The organism is Streptomyces sp. RKAG293 (assembly GCF_023701745.1).
Taxonomy (GTDB): Bacteria; Actinomycetota; Actinomycetes; order Streptomycetales; family Streptomycetaceae; genus Actinacidiphila.
Window position 1 is genome coordinate 998,407 of sequence record NZ_JAJOZB010000001.1, and the last position, 21,046, is coordinate 1,019,452.

18 protein-coding genes are annotated in these 21,046 nt (G+C 72.7%); 9 read left to right on the forward strand and 9 right to left on the reverse strand.

All coding sequences use genetic code 11. From position 1 onward, the window contains the following. Window positions 1-17: 17 nt before the first annotated feature. Window positions 18-1,508: a HAMP domain-containing sensor histidine kinase gene (locus LNW72_RS04355; RefSeq protein WP_250974125.1), complete on the reverse strand. Its 1,491-nt coding sequence runs from the start codon at window positions 1,506-1,508 to the stop codon at window positions 18-20. Beyond that, on the reverse strand, window positions 1,505-2,251 hold the full coding sequence (locus tag LNW72_RS04360) for a response regulator transcription factor (RefSeq protein ID WP_250974126.1): 747 nt from the start codon (window positions 2,249-2,251) through the stop codon (window positions 1,505-1,507). Before LNW72_RS04360 ends, LNW72_RS04355 begins: the two co-directional genes overlap by 4 nt. A gap of 124 nt (window positions 2,252-2,375) precedes the next feature. Here LNW72_RS04360 and LNW72_RS04365 point away from each other — a divergent pair, with 124 nt between their 5' ends. From LNW72_RS04365 to LNW72_RS04375, 3 genes are read left to right on the forward strand one after another with little or no spacing between them, the layout of a single operon-like run. Further along, window positions 2,376-3,758, forward strand: a complete 1,383-nt coding sequence (locus tag LNW72_RS04365; RefSeq protein ID WP_374117139.1) for a ferric reductase-like transmembrane domain-containing protein — start codon at window positions 2,376-2,378, stop codon at window positions 3,756-3,758. 5 nt (window positions 3,759-3,763) lie between these two features. Further along, a complete protein-coding gene (locus LNW72_RS04370) occupies window positions 3,764-4,267 on the forward strand; it encodes an FMN-binding protein (RefSeq protein ID WP_250974127.1) in 504 nt (167 codons plus the stop codon). Window positions 4,268-4,301: 34 nt separating this feature from the next. Beyond that, window positions 4,302-5,051, forward strand: coding sequence for an FAD:protein FMN transferase (locus tag LNW72_RS04375; RefSeq protein WP_250980018.1), 750 nt, complete (start codon window positions 4,302-4,304; stop codon window positions 5,049-5,051). A 376-nt stretch (window positions 5,052-5,427) separates the two neighbouring features. Here LNW72_RS04375 and LNW72_RS04380 read toward each other — a convergent pair whose 3' ends face one another. From LNW72_RS04380 to LNW72_RS04395, 4 genes are all read right to left on the reverse strand, one after another. After that, window positions 5,428-6,429: a hypothetical protein gene (locus LNW72_RS04380; RefSeq protein WP_250974128.1), complete on the reverse strand. Its 1,002-nt coding sequence runs from the start codon at window positions 6,427-6,429 to the stop codon at window positions 5,428-5,430. Further along, window positions 6,426-7,739 carry an MFS transporter gene (locus LNW72_RS04385; protein ID WP_250974129.1) on the reverse strand — a complete coding sequence of 438 codons (1,314 nt, stop codon included), beginning with the start codon at window positions 7,737-7,739 and terminating at the stop codon, window positions 6,426-6,428. The genes LNW72_RS04380 and LNW72_RS04385 overlap by 4 nt, the downstream gene beginning before the upstream one ends. 3 nt (window positions 7,740-7,742) lie before the next feature. Further along, complete coding sequence (locus LNW72_RS04390) at window positions 7,743-9,158, reverse strand: PhoX family protein (RefSeq protein WP_250974130.1); 1,416 nt, start codon at window positions 9,156-9,158, stop codon at window positions 7,743-7,745. Window positions 9,159-9,256: 98 nt separating this feature from the next. Further along, on the reverse strand, window positions 9,257-10,846 hold the full coding sequence (locus LNW72_RS04395; protein ID WP_250974131.1) for a discoidin domain-containing protein: 1,590 nt from the start codon (window positions 10,844-10,846) through the stop codon (window positions 9,257-9,259). A gap of 304 nt (window positions 10,847-11,150) precedes the next feature. Between LNW72_RS04395 and cas3u the strand changes: the two genes are divergently transcribed. Further along, window positions 11,151-14,087, forward strand: coding sequence for a type I-U CRISPR-associated helicase/endonuclease Cas3 (cas3u, locus tag LNW72_RS04400; RefSeq protein ID WP_250974132.1), 2,937 nt, complete (start codon window positions 11,151-11,153; stop codon window positions 14,085-14,087). 6 nt (window positions 14,088-14,093) lie between these two features. Here the strand turns inward: cas3u and LNW72_RS04405 are convergent, their stop codons facing one another. Both LNW72_RS04405 and cynR read right to left on the reverse strand, forming a co-directional pair. Then, a complete protein-coding gene (locus LNW72_RS04405) occupies window positions 14,094-14,510 on the reverse strand; it encodes a hypothetical protein (protein WP_250974133.1) in 417 nt (138 codons plus the stop codon). A gap of 214 nt (window positions 14,511-14,724) precedes the next feature. Beyond that, entirely contained in the window at window positions 14,725-15,624 is a 900-nt protein-coding gene (gene cynR / locus LNW72_RS04410) for a transcriptional regulator CynR (protein ID WP_250974134.1), read from the reverse strand. Between the two features lie 128 nt (window positions 15,625-15,752). On the opposite strand from cynR, the gene LNW72_RS04415 reads away from it, so the two are divergent. Both LNW72_RS04415 and cynS read left to right on the forward strand, forming a co-directional pair. Then, on the forward strand, window positions 15,753-16,388 hold the full coding sequence (locus tag LNW72_RS04415) for a carbonic anhydrase (protein ID WP_250974135.1): 636 nt from the start codon (window positions 15,753-15,755) through the stop codon (window positions 16,386-16,388). A 50-nt stretch (window positions 16,389-16,438) separates the two neighbouring features. Then, window positions 16,439-16,909 (forward strand): cyanase, encoded by a 471-nt coding sequence (gene cynS, locus LNW72_RS04420; protein ID WP_250974136.1) that lies wholly within the window; start codon window positions 16,439-16,441, stop codon window positions 16,907-16,909. 89 nt (window positions 16,910-16,998) lie between these two features. Here the strand turns inward: cynS and LNW72_RS04425 are convergent, their stop codons facing one another. Continuing rightward, window positions 16,999-17,373 (reverse strand): signal peptidase I, encoded by a 375-nt coding sequence (locus LNW72_RS04425; protein WP_250974137.1) that lies wholly within the window; start codon window positions 17,371-17,373, stop codon window positions 16,999-17,001. 152 nt (window positions 17,374-17,525) lie between these two features. Between LNW72_RS04425 and LNW72_RS04430 the strand changes: the two genes are divergently transcribed. The 3 genes from LNW72_RS04430 to LNW72_RS04440 all read left to right on the forward strand — a co-directional run bounded on the left by LNW72_RS04430 (window position 17,526) and on the right by LNW72_RS04440 (window position 21,030). Then, the gene (locus tag LNW72_RS04430; RefSeq protein ID WP_250974138.1) at window positions 17,526-18,062 is read left to right on the forward strand and encodes a DUF4232 domain-containing protein; all 537 of its coding nucleotides are present in this window, start codon (window positions 17,526-17,528) and stop codon (window positions 18,060-18,062) included. 75 nt (window positions 18,063-18,137) lie between these two features. Next, window positions 18,138-18,356 carry a hypothetical protein gene (locus tag LNW72_RS04435; protein WP_250974139.1) on the forward strand — a complete coding sequence of 73 codons (219 nt, stop codon included), beginning with the start codon at window positions 18,138-18,140 and terminating at the stop codon, window positions 18,354-18,356. 214 nt (window positions 18,357-18,570) lie between these two features. Then, a complete protein-coding gene (locus LNW72_RS04440; RefSeq protein ID WP_250974140.1) occupies window positions 18,571-21,030 on the forward strand; it encodes a SpoIIE family protein phosphatase in 2,460 nt (819 codons plus the stop codon). Window positions 21,031-21,046 lie beyond the last annotated feature (16 nt).

Consider the following 21,046-nt stretch of genomic DNA (forward strand, 5'->3'; position numbering starts at 1 on the left):
GGCCGCGGGGCCGCACACTACTGCGGCCCCGTATCCCCCTCCAACCCCTCCTGCGCGCCGCCGGCGCCCTCACCGAGCGGCAGGCGCACGGTGAACTCGCACCGGCCCGGCAGGCTGCGGGCGGTGACCGTGCCGTCGTGCGCCTCGACCACGGCGGCGACGATGGCCAGGCCCAGGCCCGCGCCGCTGCCCGCGCCGGGGCGCCGCCGGTCGGCGCGCGCGAAACGTTCGAAGAGCGTCGCGCGCACCGCCTCCGGCACCCCGGGGCCGTTGTCCGCGACTCTCACCTCGACCGTCCCGTCGCCTGCCGGTACGGTCCGCAGCCGCACCGCGACCTCGGTCCCGTCCGGGGTGTGGATGCGGGCGTTGGCCAGCAGGTTCGCCACCACCTGCTGCAACCGGTGGGCGTCGCCGGGGACGGTGACGGGCTCCGCCGGCAGATCGAGGACCCATCGGTGACCGGGGCCGGCGGCCCGTGCGTCGTCCACCGCGTCCAGCACCAGCCGCGTCAGGTCCACCGGTCGGCGCTCCAGCGGCCGGCCGGCGTCCAGCCGGGCGAGCAGCAACAGGTCGTCGACCATCTCGCCCATCCGCGCGGACTCCGCGGCCACCCGCTCCAGCGACCGCCGTACCTCGGCCGGCACCGGTCCGGGGTGGCGCAGGGCCAGTTCCGCGTGACCGCGCACCGAGGCGACGGGGGTACGCAGTTCATGGCTGGCGTCGGCCGCGAACCGGCGCAGCCGTTCCTCGCTCGTGTGCCGCTTGGACAGGGCGTCTCCGACGTGGCCGAGCATGAGGTTGAAGGCGGTGGCGACCTGCCCCGCCTCGCTGCGCGGATCCGCGTCCGGGACCCGCAGCGGCAGCGCGACCTCGCCGCTGTCCAGCGGCAGCCGCGTCACGGCCGTGGCGGTCGCGGCGACCCTGCGCAACGGCCGCAGCGACCAGCGCACCCAGAGCGCTCCGGCCACACCGGTCACCACCAGGGCCCCGCCGAAGACCGCCGCCTCGACCAGTTCGAGCCGGCGCACGGCCTCCTCGACGCCCCGCAGCGGCAGACCGGTGACGAGTACGTCCTGGTCGTCGCCTGCCACGGCCCTGACCCGGTAGCCGTGCAGTGCCGACAGCCCGATGTCGTGGGCCCCGCCGTCGACCGGAACGGCCGCCAGTTCCGCCTTGTCTGCCGCGGTCAGCTCCACCGTGGTGTCGGTGCCGGAGCGCACCACCGCGGCGTCGGTGACCACTCCGGCGAGCAGCCGGGCGCCGAAGGTGCCGGGCGACTGGCGGCGGGTGTCCGCGTGGTTGTCCGCGTCCGGTTCGCCGTGTTCCCCCGCGTGCTCCAGGCTCGCCGGGAACTGGCCGCCCGCGTCGCTGAGCTGCTGGTCGAGGCGCTCGGTGAGAAAGCCCCGCAGCGCGAGCACCGCGGCGACGCCGACGGCCGCGCAGCTGACCGCGAGCAGCACCACCAGCCCGCAGGTCAGCCGGGCGCGCAGGGTGTGCGGTCCGATCACGGGGTGCCCGGCTTGAGGACGTATCCGGCGCCCCGCACGGTGTGGATCATCGGCGGGTGCCCGACGTCGATCTTCTTGCGCAGATAGCTGATGTAGAGCTCCACGATGTGGGCCCGGCCGCCGAAGTCGTACGACCAGACGTGGTCCAGGATCTGCGCCTTGCTCAGCACCCGGCGGGGGTTGCGCAGCAGATACCGCAGCAGCTCGAACTCGGTCGGCGACAGTTCGACGTTCCGCCCGTCCCGGGTCACCTCCCGCGCCTCCTCGTCCATGACCAGGTCGCCGACGGTCAGCAGGGCCCCGTCGGGCCGCTGCCGGGTCATGCCCGCGCGGCGCAGCAGCCCGCGCAGCCGGGCCAGTACCTCTTCGAGGCTGAACGGTTTGGTGACGTAGTCGTCGCCGCCCGCGGTGAGGCCGGCGATCCGGTCCTCGACGGCGTCGCGCGCGGTCAGGAAGAGCACACAGATCCCGGGCTGCCGGTCCCGCAGTCCGCGCAGCACGGAGAGCCCGTCGAAGTCCGGCAGCATGATGTCGAGGACGACGGCGTCCGGCTGGAAGTCCCGGGCCGCGGTGAGCGCCGAGGCACCGTCGGCGGCGGTCCGCACCTGCCAGCCCTCGTAGTGCAGGACTCCGGCGAGGACCTCCAGCAGGTCCGGCTCGTCATCCACGACGAGGACCCGGACCGGGGTGCCGTCCGGGCGGGTGAGGGAGGGCAGCGGGCGTGCCGCGGGTGGGGTGTCCATGGTCCGTCCAGCATGCCGCCCCAACCTCTGCGTTTCCCATGAGACCTGCCCCGGGCCGCCGGTTCAGAGCTGATTCAGAGGTTGCGGCGGCACAGTGGGCCGTCAGCCGACGAAAGGGGACATCGTGGCGACGACCTACGGCCACCGGGCAGCCCGGCGGGGCTCCGCGCAGCCCGGGCCGCCCGTGCCGCGCGGCCGCCGGTCACCGGCCGGGCCGGTGCTCGCCCTGGCCGCGTCGGGTGCCGTCGCGGTGCTGGCGCTGTGGTGGCACGACACCGCCGCCGTCGTCGGGCCCGCGGGGTGGCTGATCGGCGCGGGCCGGATCGCCGGCCTCCTCACCGGTTACGGCTGCGCCGTCCTGGTCGCCCTCATGGCCAGGGTGCCCGCCCTGGAACGCGGCGTGGGGAGCGACCGGGTGGCCCGCTGGCACGCGATGGCCGGGCGCTACACCGTCTGTCTGCTGCTGGCGCACATCGTCCTGATCATCTGGGGCTACTCGGTGCAGGCCCGCACGAGCATCGTGCGGGAGACCACGACCGTGGTGCTGGACTATCCGGAGATGCTCAAGGGAACGGCGGGTGCGCTGATCCTCATCGCCGTCGGCGTTCTCTCCGCGCGTGCCGTACGCCGCCGGGTCAGCTACGAGACCTGGTACTACCTGCATGTCCTGACCTATCTCGCGCTCTTCCTCGCCTTCGGCCACCAACTCGCCCTGGGCGCCGATTTCGCCGGGAACGCAGCGGCCCGGAACGCCTGGTACGCGCTGTACCTCGGGGTCGCGACGCTGGTGGTGTGGTTCCGCGTTCTCGTCCCCGTCCGGTTGAACGTCCGGCACCGGCTGCGGGTCGCGGCCGTCGTGCGCGAGGCGCCCGGCGTCGTCTCCGTGCTGATCCAGGGGCGCCGGCTGGCCGAACTGCGCGCCGAGCCGGGCCAGTTCCTGCGCTGGCGGTTCCTCACCGGCGGACTGTGGTGGACCTCCAGCCCGTACTCGCTGTCGGCCGCCCCCCGCCAGGACCGGCTGCGCATCACCGTCAAGGCGGCCGGCGACCACAGCGCGGCGCTGGCCCTGCTCCGGCCCGGCACCCGGGTCTGGGCGGAGGGCCCGTACGGGGCGCTGACCGCCGCCCGCCGGACCCGTTCCAAGGTGCTGCTGCTCGCGGGCGGTGTGGGTGTCACCCCGCTGCGCGCCCTGTTCGAAACGCTCCCCGCCCGTCCCGGCGAGCTGACCCTGCTGTACCGGGCCCGCACACCGGGGGACCTGGCCCTGCGGTCGGAGCTGGAGTCGATAGCCCAGTCCCGCGGAGCCCGGCTGTACTACGCCGTCAACGCGGCGGACTGCACCCGCGCCGCCATCACGGCCACCGGCCTGCGGACGATACTGCCCGACATCGCACAGCACGACGTGTACCTGTGCGGGCCGGACGGCATGGCGCGGGAATCGTACGACGCACTGCGCGCGGCCGGTGTGCCCGCCGGCCGCATCCACCACGAATCCTTCGAGCTGTGAGCGCCATGAGAACTCATCCCCTGCGCCGCATCGTGCTGAGCGCGGCGGCGACCGTGACCGGAGTCGTCCTCCTGCTGTCCCTGAAACCGCACGCGCAACAGCAGTCGGTGGCGCAGCAGAACACGAACTCCGGATCCTCCTCCCCCACTGCGGCAGGGTCCGACCCGTCGGCTTCGGCTGGTTCGGCTGGTTCGGCTGGTTCGGCTGGTTCGGCTGGTTCGGCGTCCGGCGGGGTCAGGACCGTGGACGGGGACACCATCCAGACGCGGTTCGGACCGGTGCAGGTGCGGATCACCCTGACCGGCGCGAAGATCACCGCGGTCTCCGTGCTCCAGGTGCCCGACGAGAACGGCCGGGACCAGGAGATCGCTGAATTCTCCATTCCACAACTCACCCAGGAGGCCCTCGACGCCCAGAGCGCGGGCATCGACACCGTCTCCGGCGCGACGTACACCAGCGAGGGGTACATCCGCTCCCTGCAGAGCGCACTGGACAGGTCCGGTGGCTGACGCCCCGGAGCGGCTGCGGCACGTGGAGCACGTGATGGGCACCGTGTTCTCGTTCGACGTCCGTGGTGACAGCGGTCCGCGCACCCGTACCGCGCTGGCCGCGGCCACGGTCTGGCTGCACCACGTGGACGAGGAGTTCTCGCCCTACCGGCCCGGCAGCCAGCTCAGCCGGCTGGCCCGCGGCGAGCTCGCCCCCGACGACTGCTCGCCGGAGGTACGGGAGGTGCTGCGGCTGTGTGCGGACGCCGAGCGGCGCAGCGGCGGCTGGTTCAGCGCCCGGTACGCGGGAGGGCTCGATCCGACCGGTCTCGTCAAGGGGTGGGCCGTGGAGCGGGCGGCGGCGATGCTGCGCTCAGCGGGCGCGCCCGCCGTCTGCGTCAACGGCGGCGGCGATGTGCAGTTGCACGGCGGTCCCTGGCGGGTGGGGGTGGCGGACCCGCTGCGGCCCGGTGCCGTCGTGACCGTCGTCGAGGCCCGGCACACGCTGGCCGTGGCCACCTCAGGCCCCGCCGAACGCGGTTGCCACATCCTGGACCCGCACACCGGCGCACCCCCGGCCGACGCCCTCGCCTCGGTCACGGTGCTCGCCCGCGGCCTGACCGACGCCGACGCCTGGGCCACCGCCGCCTGCGCGATGGGCGCGGACCGGGCCCGCGGGTGGCTGGAGGAGCTGCCGGGAGCGGAGGCGTTCGCGGTCACTTCCGACGGTGGTACCTGGCAGACCCGCGGCTTCGCCCGGAGCCGCCTCGGCGAAACGGGAGCCGCTTCGGGGCGGACCGGCTGACCGGCCGACCCGGCCTCGGGACCCACCGGACGGGGCCCGTCAGGTGCAGATGCATCTCACTCTGTGGCAGCGGGGACAGACGACACGTCTCCTGACGTCAACGGCCGGCTCCGGTTCCATAACGCGCTCCTGACTCTCCAGCGCCGCCACGGCTGTGCCCGGCAGGCTCGTTGTGCTCACTCCTTCAGACGCTTGAGCCGCGTTCTGGGTTCGCTTTTGACGCAACTTCGTGACAGCGCTTGCTCTCCAGGCCGCCGTACGCCCGCTCTTGGGAGTCCTCGTCCGAGTTGTACCCCCACTCAGGTTTCGCACAGCGTGGTCCCGGTGGCCGTCGGCCGACTCACGACGGCCACCGTCCGTGCCCGGAACCCTTCCTTCAGCGACTTGGTGACGCTGCGTCGACAATCAGTTCACGGGGCCGGCCCGTCCCGTCGGACGGGACGGCCCAGACGTCGGAGCCCCCCTTGCCCCGGGATCTGGCGTACATGACGGTGTGCTCGTCGAACCACGCGGCCTGGTCGTCGACACTCGCCGGCTCGGCGAGCGGGGTCTCCCGCATCGTCGCCAGGTCGAGCACGTAGAGCCGCCAGGGCCGCGCCGCGTCGGAGGAGACCCGCTTCTTGAACACCACCCGGGTGCCGTCCGGCGACAGGGAAGGGCACTCGGCGTTCTCACGCAGTGTGTGCGCCTCCCACTTCCCGTAGTCGCCCTGGACGAGGTACGTCTTCCCCTTCGTCGTCACGGTCGCGTAGAAGCGGTTGTCGTCCGCCGCGAAGGTCACCCCCCAGAAGTTGACGTCGGACGCCCGGTAGCGGCGGCCGTCGATGAACAACGGGATGTCCTCGATGTTCAGCACCGCGTAGCCGGTCCGGGTGTCGAGGATTCCGGTCCAGGTGGAGAAGCCGCCCCGGTTGTAGGAGTCCCCCTGGACGAACACCGTCCAGGAGACCATCCGCCCGCTGGGCGAGACCCGGGCGCGGTTGGGGATGCCCGACAGCTTCACCCGGCGGACCTCGCGCAGTTGACGGTCGACGATCAGCGCGTACGTCCTGGGGACGGCGCCGGTGCTGGTGACGAGGCAGACGCCGGTGCCCGCCGCGCTGTAGAAGCGCTCGCAGCCCAGCCCGCTGACCGTACGGGGAGCGCCGGCGCCGCCGGCCGGCACGGCCGCGATGTTGCCGTGGCCGGCCCCGGGAGCGGTGTCCCGGAACAGCAGTTGGCCGGGGCGGACGGTGTCGATCGGCTCGCCGTGGAAGGCGGGGACCGCCTCGCGCCGCGCCGCGTGGACGCTGTAGCCGACCCCGAGCCCGCCCAGCACCAGCAGGGCGACCACCGGTGCGAGCAGCCGGAAGCGGGCGTGCTGCCGGAAAGCGGTCATGAGATCGTCTCCTCGTCGTACGACCGGGCGTCGGGTTCGCGGACGCCCTCTGTGTCCGCGCCACCTGCCGGGAAGCCGAACCTGGCCACCAGGAGGCACACCGCCAGCCCGGCCGCCATCACCGCGAGCCCGGTGCGCGGACCCCATGCCGTCCAGGCCGCGCCGAGGATGATCGAGGACACCACCCGGGCACCCGCCTGGCCGGTCTGCAGCAGGGCCATCCCGCTGGTCCGCAGCCCGGCGGGCAGCAGCGGGCCGGCCGCGGCCATCAGCACGCCGTCGGTCGCGGCGTAGAACACCCCGTGCAGCAGGAGCGCCGGGATGAGGACCAACAGTCCGCCGACGGGTCCGAGGAGCATCGCGTACGCGCCGAGCAGCGCCACATGGCCGCCCAGGAACATCCGGAACCTGCCGGTACGGTCCGCCATGCGGCCCAGCGGCACGGCGAGCAGGAGGTAGGCGCCGGTGGTGCCGAGCGGCAGCAGCGGGAAGTACTCCGGGGCGATCCCCAACCGCCTTTGCAGCAGCAGGTAGATGAAGGAGTCGCTGACCGTGACGAGGCCCAGTGCGGCGGTCAGGACGCAGGTGCGGCGGAACGCGGCCGCGCGCAGCAGTCCGAACGCGGCGCGCAGCGCGGGCTCCCGCCGGTCCGGGGATGGATCCTGCCGGTCCCGGACCAGCGAGACGAGCAGCACCACACCGAGCGCGGCGACGCAGAAGCTGACGACGAACACCGCGTCGTAGGCGGTGCCGGTCGCGGCGAGGACCGCGAAGGCCGCGAGCGGTCCGATGAAGGCGCCGACGGTGTCCATCGCCCGGTGCACGCCGAAGGCGAGTCCGAGGGTCTGCGGTGGCGTACTGAGGGAGATGAGCGCGTCCCGCGGGGCGGTGCGCAGGCCCTTGCCTGCCCGGTCGGCGGCCACCACCCCGCCGAGGGCGCCCACCGAGGTCCCCGCGGCCAGCAGGCCGAGTTTGCACACCGCCGACAGCCCGTAGCCGATCCCGGCGACCAGTTTGCGGCGCTGGCGGCGGTCGGCGAGATGGCCGCCGACCAGCCGTACGAGGACGGTCGCGCCGGTGTACAGGCTGTCGAACATGCCGAACGCGAGCGGGCTCAGGCCCAGTTGGAGCACCAGGTAGAGCGGGAGTACCGCGCTGACCATCTCCGAGGAGACATCGGTGACCATGCTGACGGCGCCGAGTGCGACCACGTTGGCGGGGACCGTACGCAGCAGCCCGGCCCGGCGCCCCGGGCGCAGGCCCGGGGCGCCGTCGGCGGCACTGGTGCTGCTGCTCGCCGAGATGTACATCGGCTACTTCCACCCGCTGATGTCGAGCAGTACGCCGTAGCCGGTGACGTTGTACTGGACGATCACGTACAGATGGCGCCCGGTCGCGTCGAAGACGCCCCCGGTGAAGGAGCCCATCGGATCGTTGACGGTCGCCACCCGGATACAGCCGTCGCTCTGCAGGTCGGGGTCGGACCCGTCCGGCAGACAGCTCCACAGGTCGTTGCCGTGGAAGCCCTGCAGATCGCTCTCGGTGTCACCGTCCTCGTGCACGATCCAGGTGCCGCGGCCGGGCCGGAAGGCCATGTTGTCGGGCATGTTGACCGCCGGGCTGCCCGGGACGAACAACTGGACCTGCGGGATGGCCGCGTTGGTGGTGGCGGCGGCCACCGTCCCGTCGGTCAGGCACACCGACTCGCCCCAGTTCTGCGCCTCGTCCTCGTTTCCCGTCTCGTTGACGCAGGCACGGACCTGCCCCGCGGCGAGCGCGGTTCCGTCCAGGTCCATGTCCTCCGGCCGGTACAGGCCGGTCAGATGGAGCGCGGCGGTGGCCCCGGTCAGGTCGGGGTCGGTGCGGTCGGGGACGGGGATCCAGGCGCCCTGGCCGGTCTGGGTGCCCTGGCCGTAGTCCCGGCCGCCTTCGTACCGGCCCAGCCGGAGCCCGTAGACCCGGCCGGACGCGAACGGCGAGTCGCTCAGCCGGTGGATGGGGCCGGCGCCCGCCGCCCGCGGCTTGTCCGGCACGAACTTGAACAGCGCGCCGCCGGGTGCGCCCTTGTCGGGACGGTTCTCGTCGGCGTAGTAGAGCAGGCCGTTGGGCAGCACCGAGATGCCCTCGTAGGACATCCGGCCGACGCCGGGCCGGACGGTGAGGTTCGCCGCGCCGGTGCCGCCGCTGAAGCGGCCGGTGGACCGGTCGAGCGTCACTCCGGTGGTGTGCAGCGGGTCGATCAGCTCGTACAGCCGGCCGCCCTCGGGGCCGCCACCGGTCTCCTCACCGATGACGATCGTTCCCCAGGCGGTGCGCCGCACGGGGTCGCAGCTCTCGGTGCCGGTCAGGATGGTCTGGGACCTGCCGGTCGCGAGCTCCGTGCGCAGCAGCCCCGGCTTGTCCGGGTCGCTCTCGTTGCAGCTGATGAGCCAGCGCGGGTCGGAGTCGCTGGGCCACAGGGCGCCCTGATCGGTTGTCAGCGGCAGCCGGGCGTTGACCACTCGTGTGTGCAGGCTCTTGGCGAGGGTGACCAGTCGCTCCGGGTGGGCGAGTGCCTCCGCCTTGCTGATCGCCCGGGTCGACGAGTGCGCCAGGTCACCGGTGACGCCGTGCGGATTGCCGCGGTCGGCGGCTTCGGCCCGGCCGGGCACGGAACCGGCGAACATCGCGCCGGCTCCGGCCGCCAGGGCCACCATGGCGGCGGTGAGCACCGTCAGGTGTCGTTTCACGTGGTGTCTCCTTGTTCCACGGCATGCGCCGCGAGTTGAGCGTGAGCGTGGGTCGGTAGCGGGTGACGGGAGGTGTCAGTAGTGGGTGACGGAACGTGTCAGTGGCAGGTGACGGGACCGAAGGTGTCGAGCACCGAGCCGTTGTCGCGGATCAGCTGCCCGGTGTACGTGGTCGGGGTGAGGGTCAGCTTCAGGACGGCCTTGACGTCGGTGATCCGCTTCTGGCTGTTCGGCTGTGCGCTCTCGAAGCCGTAGCTGTCGGCGCCGCCGGTGCCCACGATCAGTTCCCGTACCCCCGCCGAGTCGGCGCCGCCCGTCGCGTTCTGCGGGGCGAAGCGCTCGTAGAGGTGGTCGTGGCCGTTCAGGATCAGGTCGGCGCCGTGGGCGCGCAGGATCTGCCAGACCGGCTTGCTGACCATGTCGGCCTGCGGCCCGGAGCTGTACAGCGGCCGGTGCCAGTACGCGGCGACGCAGCCGTTGGTGTTCTTGGTGAGGTCCGCCTCCAGCCACTTGCCCTGCGCGGAGGTCGCGGACATGGAGATCTCGGTGTCGAGCGCGACGAAGTGCCAGCCGCCCCGGTCCCAGCTGTAGTAGGTCTTGCCGTCGGGGGTGGCACGGCTGCCGAAGTACCCCTTGTAGCCGGCCGCCGGGGTGCTGTCGTCGTACTCGTGGTTGCCGGTCGACGGATGGGTCTTGTTGAGGAACCGGCCCCAGGTCGTCCCGTAGTACTTCTTGAAGTCGCTGAGGCTGCCGGTGTCGTACTGGTTGTCGCCGAGGGTGAGTACCTCGTCGGGGTTGATGGCCTCGACGCGCTTGGCGGTGTTCTCCGCCCCGCAGTTGTTGCCCGCGGCGCAGCCGGGATCGGCGATGTCACCGGCGGCGACGACCGTGAACGACGTGGTGCTCTGACCGGGCGTGCCGGTCACCGGAGCGCTCGCGGCGGAGACGTTGCCCGCCGCGTCCACGGCTTTGACGGTGTAGGTGTAGGCCGTCCCCTGGGTGCGGCCGGTGTCGGTGTACGTGGTGCCGGTCGCGGTCGCGACGACCGCGCCGTCCCGTGCCACCTGGTAGCCGGTGACACCGACGTCGTCGGTGGACGCGTCCCAGGCGAGGGAGACGGAGGTGGCGGTCGTGCCGGTGACGCGCGGGTTCCCGGGCGCGGTGGGCGCGGTGGTGTCCGGGCCGCCGGCCGGGCCGTACACCTCGAACTCCTTGAGGGAGTAACCGTATGCGGTGCCGCGGGCGGTGCCGTACACGCGGATGTAGCGGCCGGCGGTGGCGGCCGGCAGGGTCACCTCGTCGATGCCGCCGTCACCGGTGGTCGTCGAGTACGCCTTGGTCCAGGCGGAGCCGTCGGGCGAGACCTCGACGCGGTAGGCCTTGCCGTAGGCGGCCTCCCAGTCGAGGTGCACGCGGGTGAGGGTGTGGGAGGCGCCGAGGTCGACGCGGATCCACTGCGGGTCGAGGCCCTCCTCGCTGGCCCAGCGGGTGGCGGTGTCGCCGTCCACCGCCTTGGCCGCGTTGAGGGACGAACTCTCGTCGGACGACGAGAGGGCCGGCCTGCCGCGGGACAGCAGCACGTCGCCGGCCGCGAATCCGGACGACGACGCCGACAGGGTGATGAGCAGGGCGAGGGCCGCCACCAGGCCGTACAGACGGCGATGGCGGGCGGGCAGGAGCAGGGACACGACTGCCTCCGGGCGTGGGAGATCGATCGCGGAGCCCGGCTGCACCGGGACATCGCGAGGCCCACGGCCGGGGCAGATCTCTCACTGAGCGCGTCACATCCGGGGATGCCGCGCCAAGCCGCGTGCAGCGAGCGTGGCAAAGGTCCAGGTGGCCGTCAATAGAAGTTAGTAAAGTTTCCTAACTTGTAATTCCGAGCAACTCTCCGTTCACTCCCCTCACATCGACTCCGCGGGCGGATCGACCTTCACAAGCCCTGACGGCGCCTGAGAAACTGGGCGCCGACACCTGAGGAGAGTCCGATCCATGCTGGAACTCGAACTGGAACCGGGCGACTTCACCGCCTTCTGCCGCGAGATTCACGGGTACGAGCCCTTTCCGTGGCAGACGGCTCTGGTGGACCGGGTGGTGAAGGACGGCTGGCCGCGGGCCGTCACGGTGCCGACCGGGCTCGGCAAGACCTGTGTCCTCGATGTCGCGGTGTTCACCGCCGCCTTGGAACGCGGCCGGACCGGAGCCGAGGTGCGCCCTTCGCGGGCACCGCTGCGGATCTTCTACGTCGTGGACCGGCGGTTGGTCTCCGACGAGGCGTACGACCACGCGGTGCGGCTCGCCCGGACGCTGCGGTCCGCGCTGTCGGATCCGTACGCCGACCGGCCGACAACCCCGATCGCACCGACACCACCGACGGTTCCGGTGGGCACGGTCACCGGTCGCGTCGCGCGGGCGCTGTGGCGCGAGGGCGACACCGATGTGCTGGAGGCGACCCGGATGCGGGGCGGGGTGACCTGGTCGCCGAACTGGCTGGAGCGCCCCGACCGGCTCGCCGTCGCCGTCGGTACGGTCGACCAGGTGGGCAGCCGCCTGCTCTTCCGCGGCTCCGGCACCGGCACCCGGCGCCGGTCGATCGACGCCGCCCTCACCGGCACCGACTCACTGATCGTCATCGACGAGGCGCACGGGGCCGAGGAGTTCGCGGCCGGCGTCCGCGCCGCCTTCGCGCTGGACGGGACGCCCGAGGCCCTGCGCCCCGTCCTGGTGACCATGTCGGCGGTCACCGGGCGCGGGAGCGCCGACGCGCACGGCATCACCGGTGACGACGAGCACCATCCGGTGGCGGGCCCGCGGCTGCGGTCGGCCAAGCGGCTGTACCCCGTCGGGGTCGGCACGGACGCGGCGGGCCCGGATCAGTCGATGGCGGCTTCACTCGCCGCGTGGGCGCGGCAGTTGGCCGCCGACGGCGAGGTCGTCGGAGTCGTCTGCAACACGCTCGGGCGGGCCCGCGCCGTCCTGGAGCTGCTGCCCGGCGAGAAGGTGCTGCTGACCGGGCGGAGCCGCGCCCTGGACCGGGAGTACCTGCGGGGCCGCTGGTACGACCGGACGAAGGCCGGCGACGAGCCCCGCCACGGCGGCCCGTTCCATGTAGTGACCACACAGACCGTCGAGGTCGGCACCGACCTCGACTTCGACGCGCTGGTCACCGAAGCGGCCCCGCTCCCGGCCCTGGTCCAGCGGCTGGGCCGGCTCAACCGCGCCGGGCGGCGCACCGACGCCCGCGCGGTCGTGCTCCGCGGTACGGCGGACGTGCCCCTGGCCCAGAGCGACGCGAGCGACGCCACCTGGCGTCTGAGCGACGCGAGCGACGCCACCTGGCGTCTGCTGGCCGGGCTCTGCCCGCCGGTCGTGACCGGCCCCGGCGAGACCCCCGAGCTGACCGGCCCCGGGCTGGCCGTCTCCCCCGCCGCGCTGCGCCGGCTGACGGCCGGCCTCGACGCCACGGCGTGGCAGGCGATGCGCGGATCCCCGCCGGCCAGAACCCCCGTGCAAGCGGCGGCGCTTGACGCCTGGGTGCGTACGGAACCGGCACCCGACGTGGACGAGCCGGTGGCCCCATATCTGCACGGCATCCGCGCGGACGCCCGTCCCGTCGTCAGCGTCGCGTGGCGGACCCGCGAGGCGGGCCGGACCGCTGAGGAGTGGCGCGACTCGGTGAACCTGTTCCCGCCCGCCGCCGAGGAGAGCATCGAACTGCCGCTGCACGCCGTACGGCGATGGCTGACCGGTACCCCGAACGCCGCCGCGATCTCCGACGACGACGCTTTTCCCGGGCCGGGCGAGGGGCCCTCGGACGGACCGCCGGACGGCGGGTCCGGGGTGGAGGTCCTCCGGTACCGGTTCGACGCGGCCACCGCGATCGTCACGCCCGACGCCATCGAAGCCGACGATCTCATCGTCCTGCCGACGGGTTTCGGAGGGTGCGACGCGTACGGCTGGAACCCCGATGCCACGGATCCGGTCATCGACATCGCGGACCTGGTGGGCGGCGGGGACGAGCGGGCCGCCGTCCGGATCGGCCCGGCCCTGGCCACCGCCGTGCGCGTCTGCGACCCCGCGCTCGCCTCCCGGGTGGACCGGCTGATCGCCGACATCGCCGCAGACACCGCGCCCTTCACCGCCGAGCAGGAGGCCCGCTACCGCGACCGTTTCGCCGAACTGGCCGGCAGCGCGGCCGACGACGTCCCGCACCTCAGGGTGTTCAGCGCCCTGGCCCGCGGAGGACGTCTCCTCACCGTCAACGGCCTCCGGTTGTTCGTCGCCGGCCAGGCCGTCCTCAACGGGCCCTCCACGGCCGGTCTGCCGCAGACCCTCGCCGAACACCAGGCCGAAGTGTCCACGGCCGCCGGGCTCTACGCCCGCAATCTTCACCTGGACGGCCGTACGATCGCCGCCGTCGCCCTCGCGGCCGCCCTGCACGACGAGGGCAAGCGGGACCCGCGCTTCCAGACGATGCTGCACGGCGGGGACGAGGACGCCGCCCTCGCCGCACCGGAGCCGCTCGCCAAGTCCGGTACGGACCCGGCCGACCGGGCCGGGTCCGGGAAGGCCCGGCGGGCCTCCGGCTATCCGCAGGGAATGCGGCACGAAGCGCTCTCGGCCCGCATCGCCGCACTGCACACGGCCGGCCGCGACGACCTCGACACCGACCTGGTCATCCATCTGGTCGCGTCCCACCACGGGTTCGCCCGGCCGCTGCTGCCGCCGGTCGCCGACCCGGACCCCCGGCTGCTCCGGCTGACCATCGCCGGTCAGGAGGTCGCCCTGGGCACCGCCGAGACCGTGGACCGGGCCGGGCCCGCCCGGTTCGAGGCCCTCAACCGCAGATACGGGCGCTGGGGGCTGGCCCGGCTGGAGGCGCTGGTCCGGCTCGCCGACGTCTACTGCTCCATCCAGCGGGAGATCTGACGGACCCTAGAACAGCTTCTGGCCGGTGGGCCGCCACCGTTCTCCGAACGGTTCGGCCAGCCCGTCCTGGGCCAGCACCTTGAGGTGCTTGAGGACGGTCCGCGACTGGTAGCCGACTGCGGTGCACAGCTCCTCGACCGTGATACCGCCGTCCCCGGCGGACCGCACCTCCTCCCAGGTACGCGCCGCATGATGACCGAGGCCGCCGTCCGCCACCGGTTCCGAGGCTCTGGGTGCGTCCGGCTTCGCAGCCTTCGCAGGCTGCGCGGACGTCTCTGGTGTGCGCGTTGCGCCCTGCTCCTCTTCGGGGACCACCCGTCCGGCGGCCGGGGTCCGGGGCGCGGCCGGCGGCCGCGCGGGTCCGGCCGGACGGGGGTTGCGGTTGACCGTCCGGTGCCTACGGCCTTTTTGGTGCTTGCTCATCGTGTCGTCCTGTTCTGAGGGATACCACTGGCGTGGAAATGTGGTGTGTGCCTCTCACCTCAGGAAACGATCACAACGACAGCAGGTCACCCCCGGCATCACCCGTTACCAGGCCCCTGCGCACCACGCCATGACGACACTCGGTAACAGCTCGGCTACTTTGCCACGGGTGCCTGACGGGTCGTCTGCCGGCCGTCCGCGACCCGTTCCCGTGTCAGGCGGGGGCGTGGCCGTGGGCGGCGGCCCATTGGTGGGTGAGGTCGGCGAACGCGCGGGCTGCGGCGGTCTCGTAGGCGGTCTCACGGCGCAGCAGGCTGACCGTTCGGGCGGGCAGTGGCGGTGCCAGGGCGACGGGGTGCAGATGGGGGTGGTCGCGGGTGATGGCGTCGGGCAGCACGGTGGCCAGCGGTGTGTGCTGGACGATCTCGGTGAGCGCGTTGACGGAGTCCGCCTCCATGGCGATGTGCGGCTGTACCTGGTGCGCGGCGAGATGCGCGTCGATATGGCCGCGGGTCACGAAGCCGCTGGTGAGCAGTGCGAGAGGGTGCCCGTGCAGGGCCCGCACCGGCAACGGCCGCTTCCGGGCCGCATAGGGGTGGCCGGTGCCGACGACGAGGCTCAGGGTCTCGGTGAAGAGCGCGGTGCCCGCGATGCCCGGCAGGTGCGGGCCGCTGAAGCCGATGCCCAGGTCCAGCTCGTCGGCCAGCAGCCGGGCCTCGATGCGGTCCTGTGCGTCCTCCCGGACGTCCAGGGTGATGCCGGGGTGGCGGGTGTAGAAGTCCCCGGTCAGCGGGCCGGCGAGGTAGGCGGTGAAGGTCGGGGTCATTGCCAGCCGCAGGGTTCCGGACGAGAGGTCCTGGACGTCCAGGACAGCGCGTTCCGCGGCGGCCAGGTCGCGCAGGGCGCGGCGGGCGTAGTGGACGTAGGTCCGGCCGGCGTCGGTCAGCCGGACGGTGCGCCCGGTCCGGTCCAGCAGCTGCACCTTCAAGGAGCGTTCCAGCTGCTTGATCTGCTGGGAGAGCGTCGGCTGGGAGATGTGCAGGGCCTCGGCCGCGCGGGTGAAGTTCGCGTGTTCCGCGACGGCGAGCAGATAGCGCAGGTGCCGTAGTTCCAAGGCCGCGCCCCCAGCTATAGATGACAGCAATCGATGTCATGACTTCCACGTCTTGGACACTATAGGCACAGGTCACGCAGGGTGGAGCACGTCGGCCTCCGCCGACACCCTCACTGAAGGGAGTGACCATGCGCGACATCGCCGAGGGAGTCCAGCGCTTCCAGCGGGACGTCTTCCCCGCCCGGGCGGCGCTCTTCGAGCACCTCGCCGCCACCCACCGGCCGACCGCCCTGTTCATCGGGTGTTCCGACGCCAGGGTGGTCCCCGAGCTGATCACCCAGCGCGAGCCGGGCGAGCTGTTCGTCATCAGGACCGCCGGCAACCTCGTCCCCGCCCACGCCGCCGGCGCGGACGGTGTGGCGGCCAGCATCGAGTACGCCATCGGTGTCCTGGGCGTCAGCGACATCATCGTCTGTGGTCATTCCGCCTGCGGCGCGATGACCGCGCTCGCCGAGGGCCGGGACCTGACCGCACTGCCCGCCATCGCCGACTGGCTGCGGCACGCCGACGTCTCCCCGGCCGGCACCGACCTGGCGGGCAACGCCCCGTCCGGCACCGCCCCGGCGGACGGCGGGGACGCGGTCGCGGCCCTGATCCGCGACAACGTCCTGACGCAGCTCGCGCATCTCGCCACCCATCCCAGCGTCGCCCGCGCACTGGACCGGCACACGGTCACCCTGCACGGCTGGGTCTACGACATCGGCACCGGCGCCGTCGAGGAACTCGACTCGGCGAGCGGCCGCTTCACCGCACTCGCCGGCTGACGACCACGTCGGCCGGCCGTCACACCCCCACCCCCTGGAAGGAACCTCCCATGATGCACGCCCAGTTCGACCCGCAGGCCCGCGAGCGGCTCGCGATCCAGGTCGTCGACGCCAAGATGCGCAAGGACCTCAGCTGGCAGGAGCTGGCCGATGTCACCGGCCTGTCGGTGGCCTTCGTGACGGCCGCGCTGCTCGGCCAGCATCCGCTGCCCGCCGACGCCTCCGACGCCGTCACCGGGCTCCTCGGCCTGGACGAGGACGCCGCCCTGCTGCTGCGGACGATCCCCTCGCGCGGTTCCGCCCCGAACGGCGTCCCCACCGATCCGACGATCTACCGCTTCCACGAGATGCTGCAGGTCTACGGCACCACGCTGAAGGCGCTGATCCACGAGCAGTTCGGCGACGGCATCATCAGCGCGATCAACTTCCGGCTCGATGTGCGGAAGGTCGAGGACCCCGACGGCGGCTCCCGGGCCGTCATCACCCTCGACGGCAAGTACCTGCCGACGAAGCCCTTCTGAGCCCGCCCCCGCCGGGCGGCCCGGGGCGCCGACGACGACCAGCGCCGCTGAGAACCCGACTCAGGTCAGGGTTCGGAACCCTGACGGCGTCAGCCGGACACCCGGGCGGAGTCGCTCTCCTCCACCGCCTTGTAACCGGCGACCGAGGGCCAGCGGACGGTCAGCACGACCGACTCCTCCTCCGCGTACCAGGAGTGGTCGACGCCCCGGCCCCACACGACGTAGTCACCCTGCTCGGCGAGGAGCACGCTCCGCCCGGGGAGCTCCACCCGGAAGCGGCCCTTGATGAGGACCAGCAGAGCGGTACGCTCCTCCGCGGTCACCCAGACCGCCCGCTCGTCACCCGGCGGGTGGACGCCCCACTTGATCTCGACGTCCTCGCTGTGCCGGGGGTCGGACCCGTCCTTGAAGTGACCGAGCAACCAGCCCCGGTCCAGTGCGGCGTCGACGCCCGCATTGCCCACTTACACGCTGTCGTTCATGATTCCCGACGGTAGCAGCCGGCCGTTTCCGGCGCGGACGGGGCCCTTGCGGGGGTTTACGCCGAACCGGTCGATGTCCCCGGCGTTCGGTCTGACGGAGCGTAGCGGGGCGACGGCGGGGATAGGGAGTGGTCATGCGCACTCTGACGACACTCGCCCTCACATCCGCTCTCGCCCTCACCGCGGCCCCGGCCGCACTCGCCGAATCCGCGGCCCCCGGCGCACCCGCCGCACCTGCCGCATCCGCCAAGGTGCGTGCGTGCTCGCCGGGGGACCTCTCCTTCACCGTCCGCATGCTGCCGCCCATCGCGAGTGCGGTGGCGCTCGTGAGTGTGAAGAACCAGAGCGCGAGCAGATGCACCGTCAACCGCTTCCCGACCGTGACGTTCGGGGGCCTCGACGGAGAGGCCCGCACCGTCCCGGACTCGGCCGACGGCCCGCGGGTCGTCCAGGCGCGCCAGCACCAGTTCGCGGCGCTCAGGACCGATGACCGCAGTGCCCCGGCCCGGTACGCCCCGACGCTCACGGTCGCCGCCGACCCCGCGCACAGCGGGCTCACCTTCACGGCGGCCGGGATCGGCGCCCCGACCCCGGGCATCACGGTCTACGACCCGGTCACCACCCTGTGGCACGACACCCAGGACGAAGCGCTGGCGGCCCTCGGAAACTGATGCGGTCGGCCCGCCGGTGACGATCCGGTTGCGGTGCCGGGGGGCGCGTTTCCGGTCCCCGGGCGAATCGTTGGCGTGGGTATGCATCACGTGGAGAAGCAGGACAGGACCCCGCTCGTCGTCCGGTGGCTCAGCACCTACGGACCGGACGGCACGGTGGACGGGGGTTCATGGGGCGGCCGGGTCGATGAACCCCTGCCGCGGGTGGATCCGGCCCGGCGGGCGCGCGGGGTGATGGTCGGCTTCGCGGTCGTCACGATCGCGGCGGCGGTCGCGTCGGTGCTCATCGGCTGAGCACGACGTGACCGTCCGCGGGAAGGAAGGAACGCCCGGTTGTTCCCGCGGTGGTTTTACCTTCCAGCACACAGCGCACTATTCCGGGAAACGCATTGACGGCCTCGCAAATGACTTGAAGAAATCTTAAGGCCACTCCCCATAAACCCGTGCAATACTCCCGGTGTAGAATCGATCCGATATCCGGTTGGCGGTCGCGGATTAGGTGGGAGCCGTGCAGGATCCCTTGTTCCACGTTGCCCTCGACCAGCTCCCCGAGTCCCAGGATTCGGGCTACGTCGTCGTCGACGCGCACGGCATGGTGGTGAGCTGGAACCGCGGCGCCGAGCAGCTGCTCGGCCGTGGCGCCGACGAGCTCGGCGGGCTGCGGGCGGCCGACCTGCTCCACACCCCGTCGGACGCCGCCCGGATCGCGGCGCGTTGCACGGCCGAGCCGGAGACATCCCTGGGGCGGACGATGCTGCGCCGCGAGGACGGCGGTCCGGTGGCCGTCATGCTGTGGGCCCATCGCCTCACCCCGATCGCCGGCGAGCGGTACTGGCTGCTGCGCGGGACCGACGCCGAAGCGGTGAACCAGGAGGATCTGGGCCGCGCCCTCCTGCAGGGCCTGTTCACCGAGTCACCGTTCGTCATCGACGTCTTCGACACCGATCTGCGCTTCCTGGCGCACAACCGGACGCAGCGTTTCCGTCCGGGGCAGTCCATCGGCCGCACCATGCGGGAGGTCACACCGCTGAGCCATGTGGACATAGACGCGCTGGAGGCCCGTCAGCGGCATGTGCTCGCCACCGGTGAGGCGCTGATCGCGACCGAGGTGCACGGCCGTTCCGCCGACGACCCGGAACAGAACCGGGTCTGGTCGGAGACCATCATGCCGCTGCGCGGTCGCAGCGGAGAGGTGGTCGGGCTGGCGCACGCGGTGGCCAATGTGACCGAACGCGCCCGTGCGCGGGAGCGGCTGGCCCTGGTCAACGCCGCGAGTGTGAGCATCGGCAGCACCCTGGACGTCCTGACGACCGCGCAGGAACTGACCGACGCCCTGGTCCCCCGGCTCGCCGACTACGCCTACGTCAATCTGCTGGAGCCGGTGTTCGGCGGTGAGGAGCCGCCGGCCGGCCCGCCGGCCGGGACCGTGCCGCTGCGCCGGGCCGCGACGTCGTCCATCCCCGAGGGGCCGGCGGGGCCGGTGATCGCGCGGGGCGAGATCGACACGTTCACCTCGGGACCCGGGCCGTTGATGCCGCGGATCCTGGCCGGCGGTGAGCCGCTGCTGCTCACGGGTGAGGAACTGATCGCCGAGATCACCCCGATCGATCCACGCCGGGCCGCGATGATCCGCGAGACCGGGGTGCACTCGCTGCTCATGGTGCCGATGTCCGCGCGGGGCGCGGTGCTCGGCGCCGCGGTCTTCACCCGTTTCAAGCACCCGGAGCCGTTCGAGCGGGACGACATCCTGCTGGCCCAGGAGGTCGTGGCGCGCGCCGCCGTGTGCATCGACAACGCGAGCCGGTACACCCGCGAGCGCACGACGGCGCTGGCCCTGCAGCGCAGTCTGCTGCCGCAGCGGCTGCCGGTGCTCGGGAGCGCGGAGACGCTGGGCCGGTATCTGCCGGAGCGGGGCCGCGCGGAACTGGGCGGTGCCTGGTTCGACGTGATTCCGCTGTCGGGCGCCCGGGTGGCGTTCGTCGTCGGTGACGTGGGCTCGCACGGACTGCACGCGGCGGTCACCGTGGGGCGGCTGCGCACCGCGGTGCGGACGCTCGCCGATCTGGACCTGTCGCCCGAGGAGTTGCTGACCCGGCTCGACGACCACGTCCACCGGTCCTCTGACGAGGGCGGCGACCAGGACGAGGACGCCGCGCAGGGTGACGGTCTCGCGCAGGGCGCGGCCGGGACGATGTGCCTGTACGCGGTCTTCGACCCGGTCTCGCGCCGGTGCGCCATGGCGCGGGCCGCGCATCCGGACCATCCGCCGCCCGCACTGCTCTCCGCGGACGGCCGGGTCGGCTTCCCCGATCTGCCCGGCGGCCCTCCGCTGGGCCTGGGCACCGACCCGTTCGAGACCGGCGAGGTGACGCTGACCGACGGGGACGTGCTGGTGCTGTACACCGGCCGGCGGACGGCGGCCGGGGACGGACCCGCCACCCGGGACCGGGAGGAGTTCCGCACGGCGCTGTCCGATCCGCCGCTGCCGGTGCCCCCCGGGCTCGGCGACCTCTGCGAGGCGGTGAAGCAGCGGCTGGCACCCGGCGGCGACGCCGCGCTGCTGATGGCGCGGGTGCGCGGGCTGCGTCCGGACCGTCATGTCACGTGGGAGCTGGAGGCCACGCCCGAGGTGGTGGGCCGGGCGCGCGCCCTGGTGGCCGCGAAGCTGGCCGCGTGGGGGCTGGAGGAGCTCGGGTTCAGCACCGAGCTGATCGTCAGCGAACTGGTCACCAACGCCATCCGGTACGGCAATCCGCCGATCCGGCTGCGGCTGATCCGCGACCGCAGCCTCATCTGTGAGGTCTCCGACGGCAGCAGCACGTCACCGCATGTGCGGCGGGCCCTGGAAACGGACGAGGGCGGGCGCGGGCTGTACCTGGTCGCCCAGGTCGCCCGGATCTGGGGCACCCGCTACGACGCGCGCGGCAAGACCATCTGGGCCGAGCAGCCGCTCCCCGCCGGCCCGTAGACCGTGGACCGTGGAC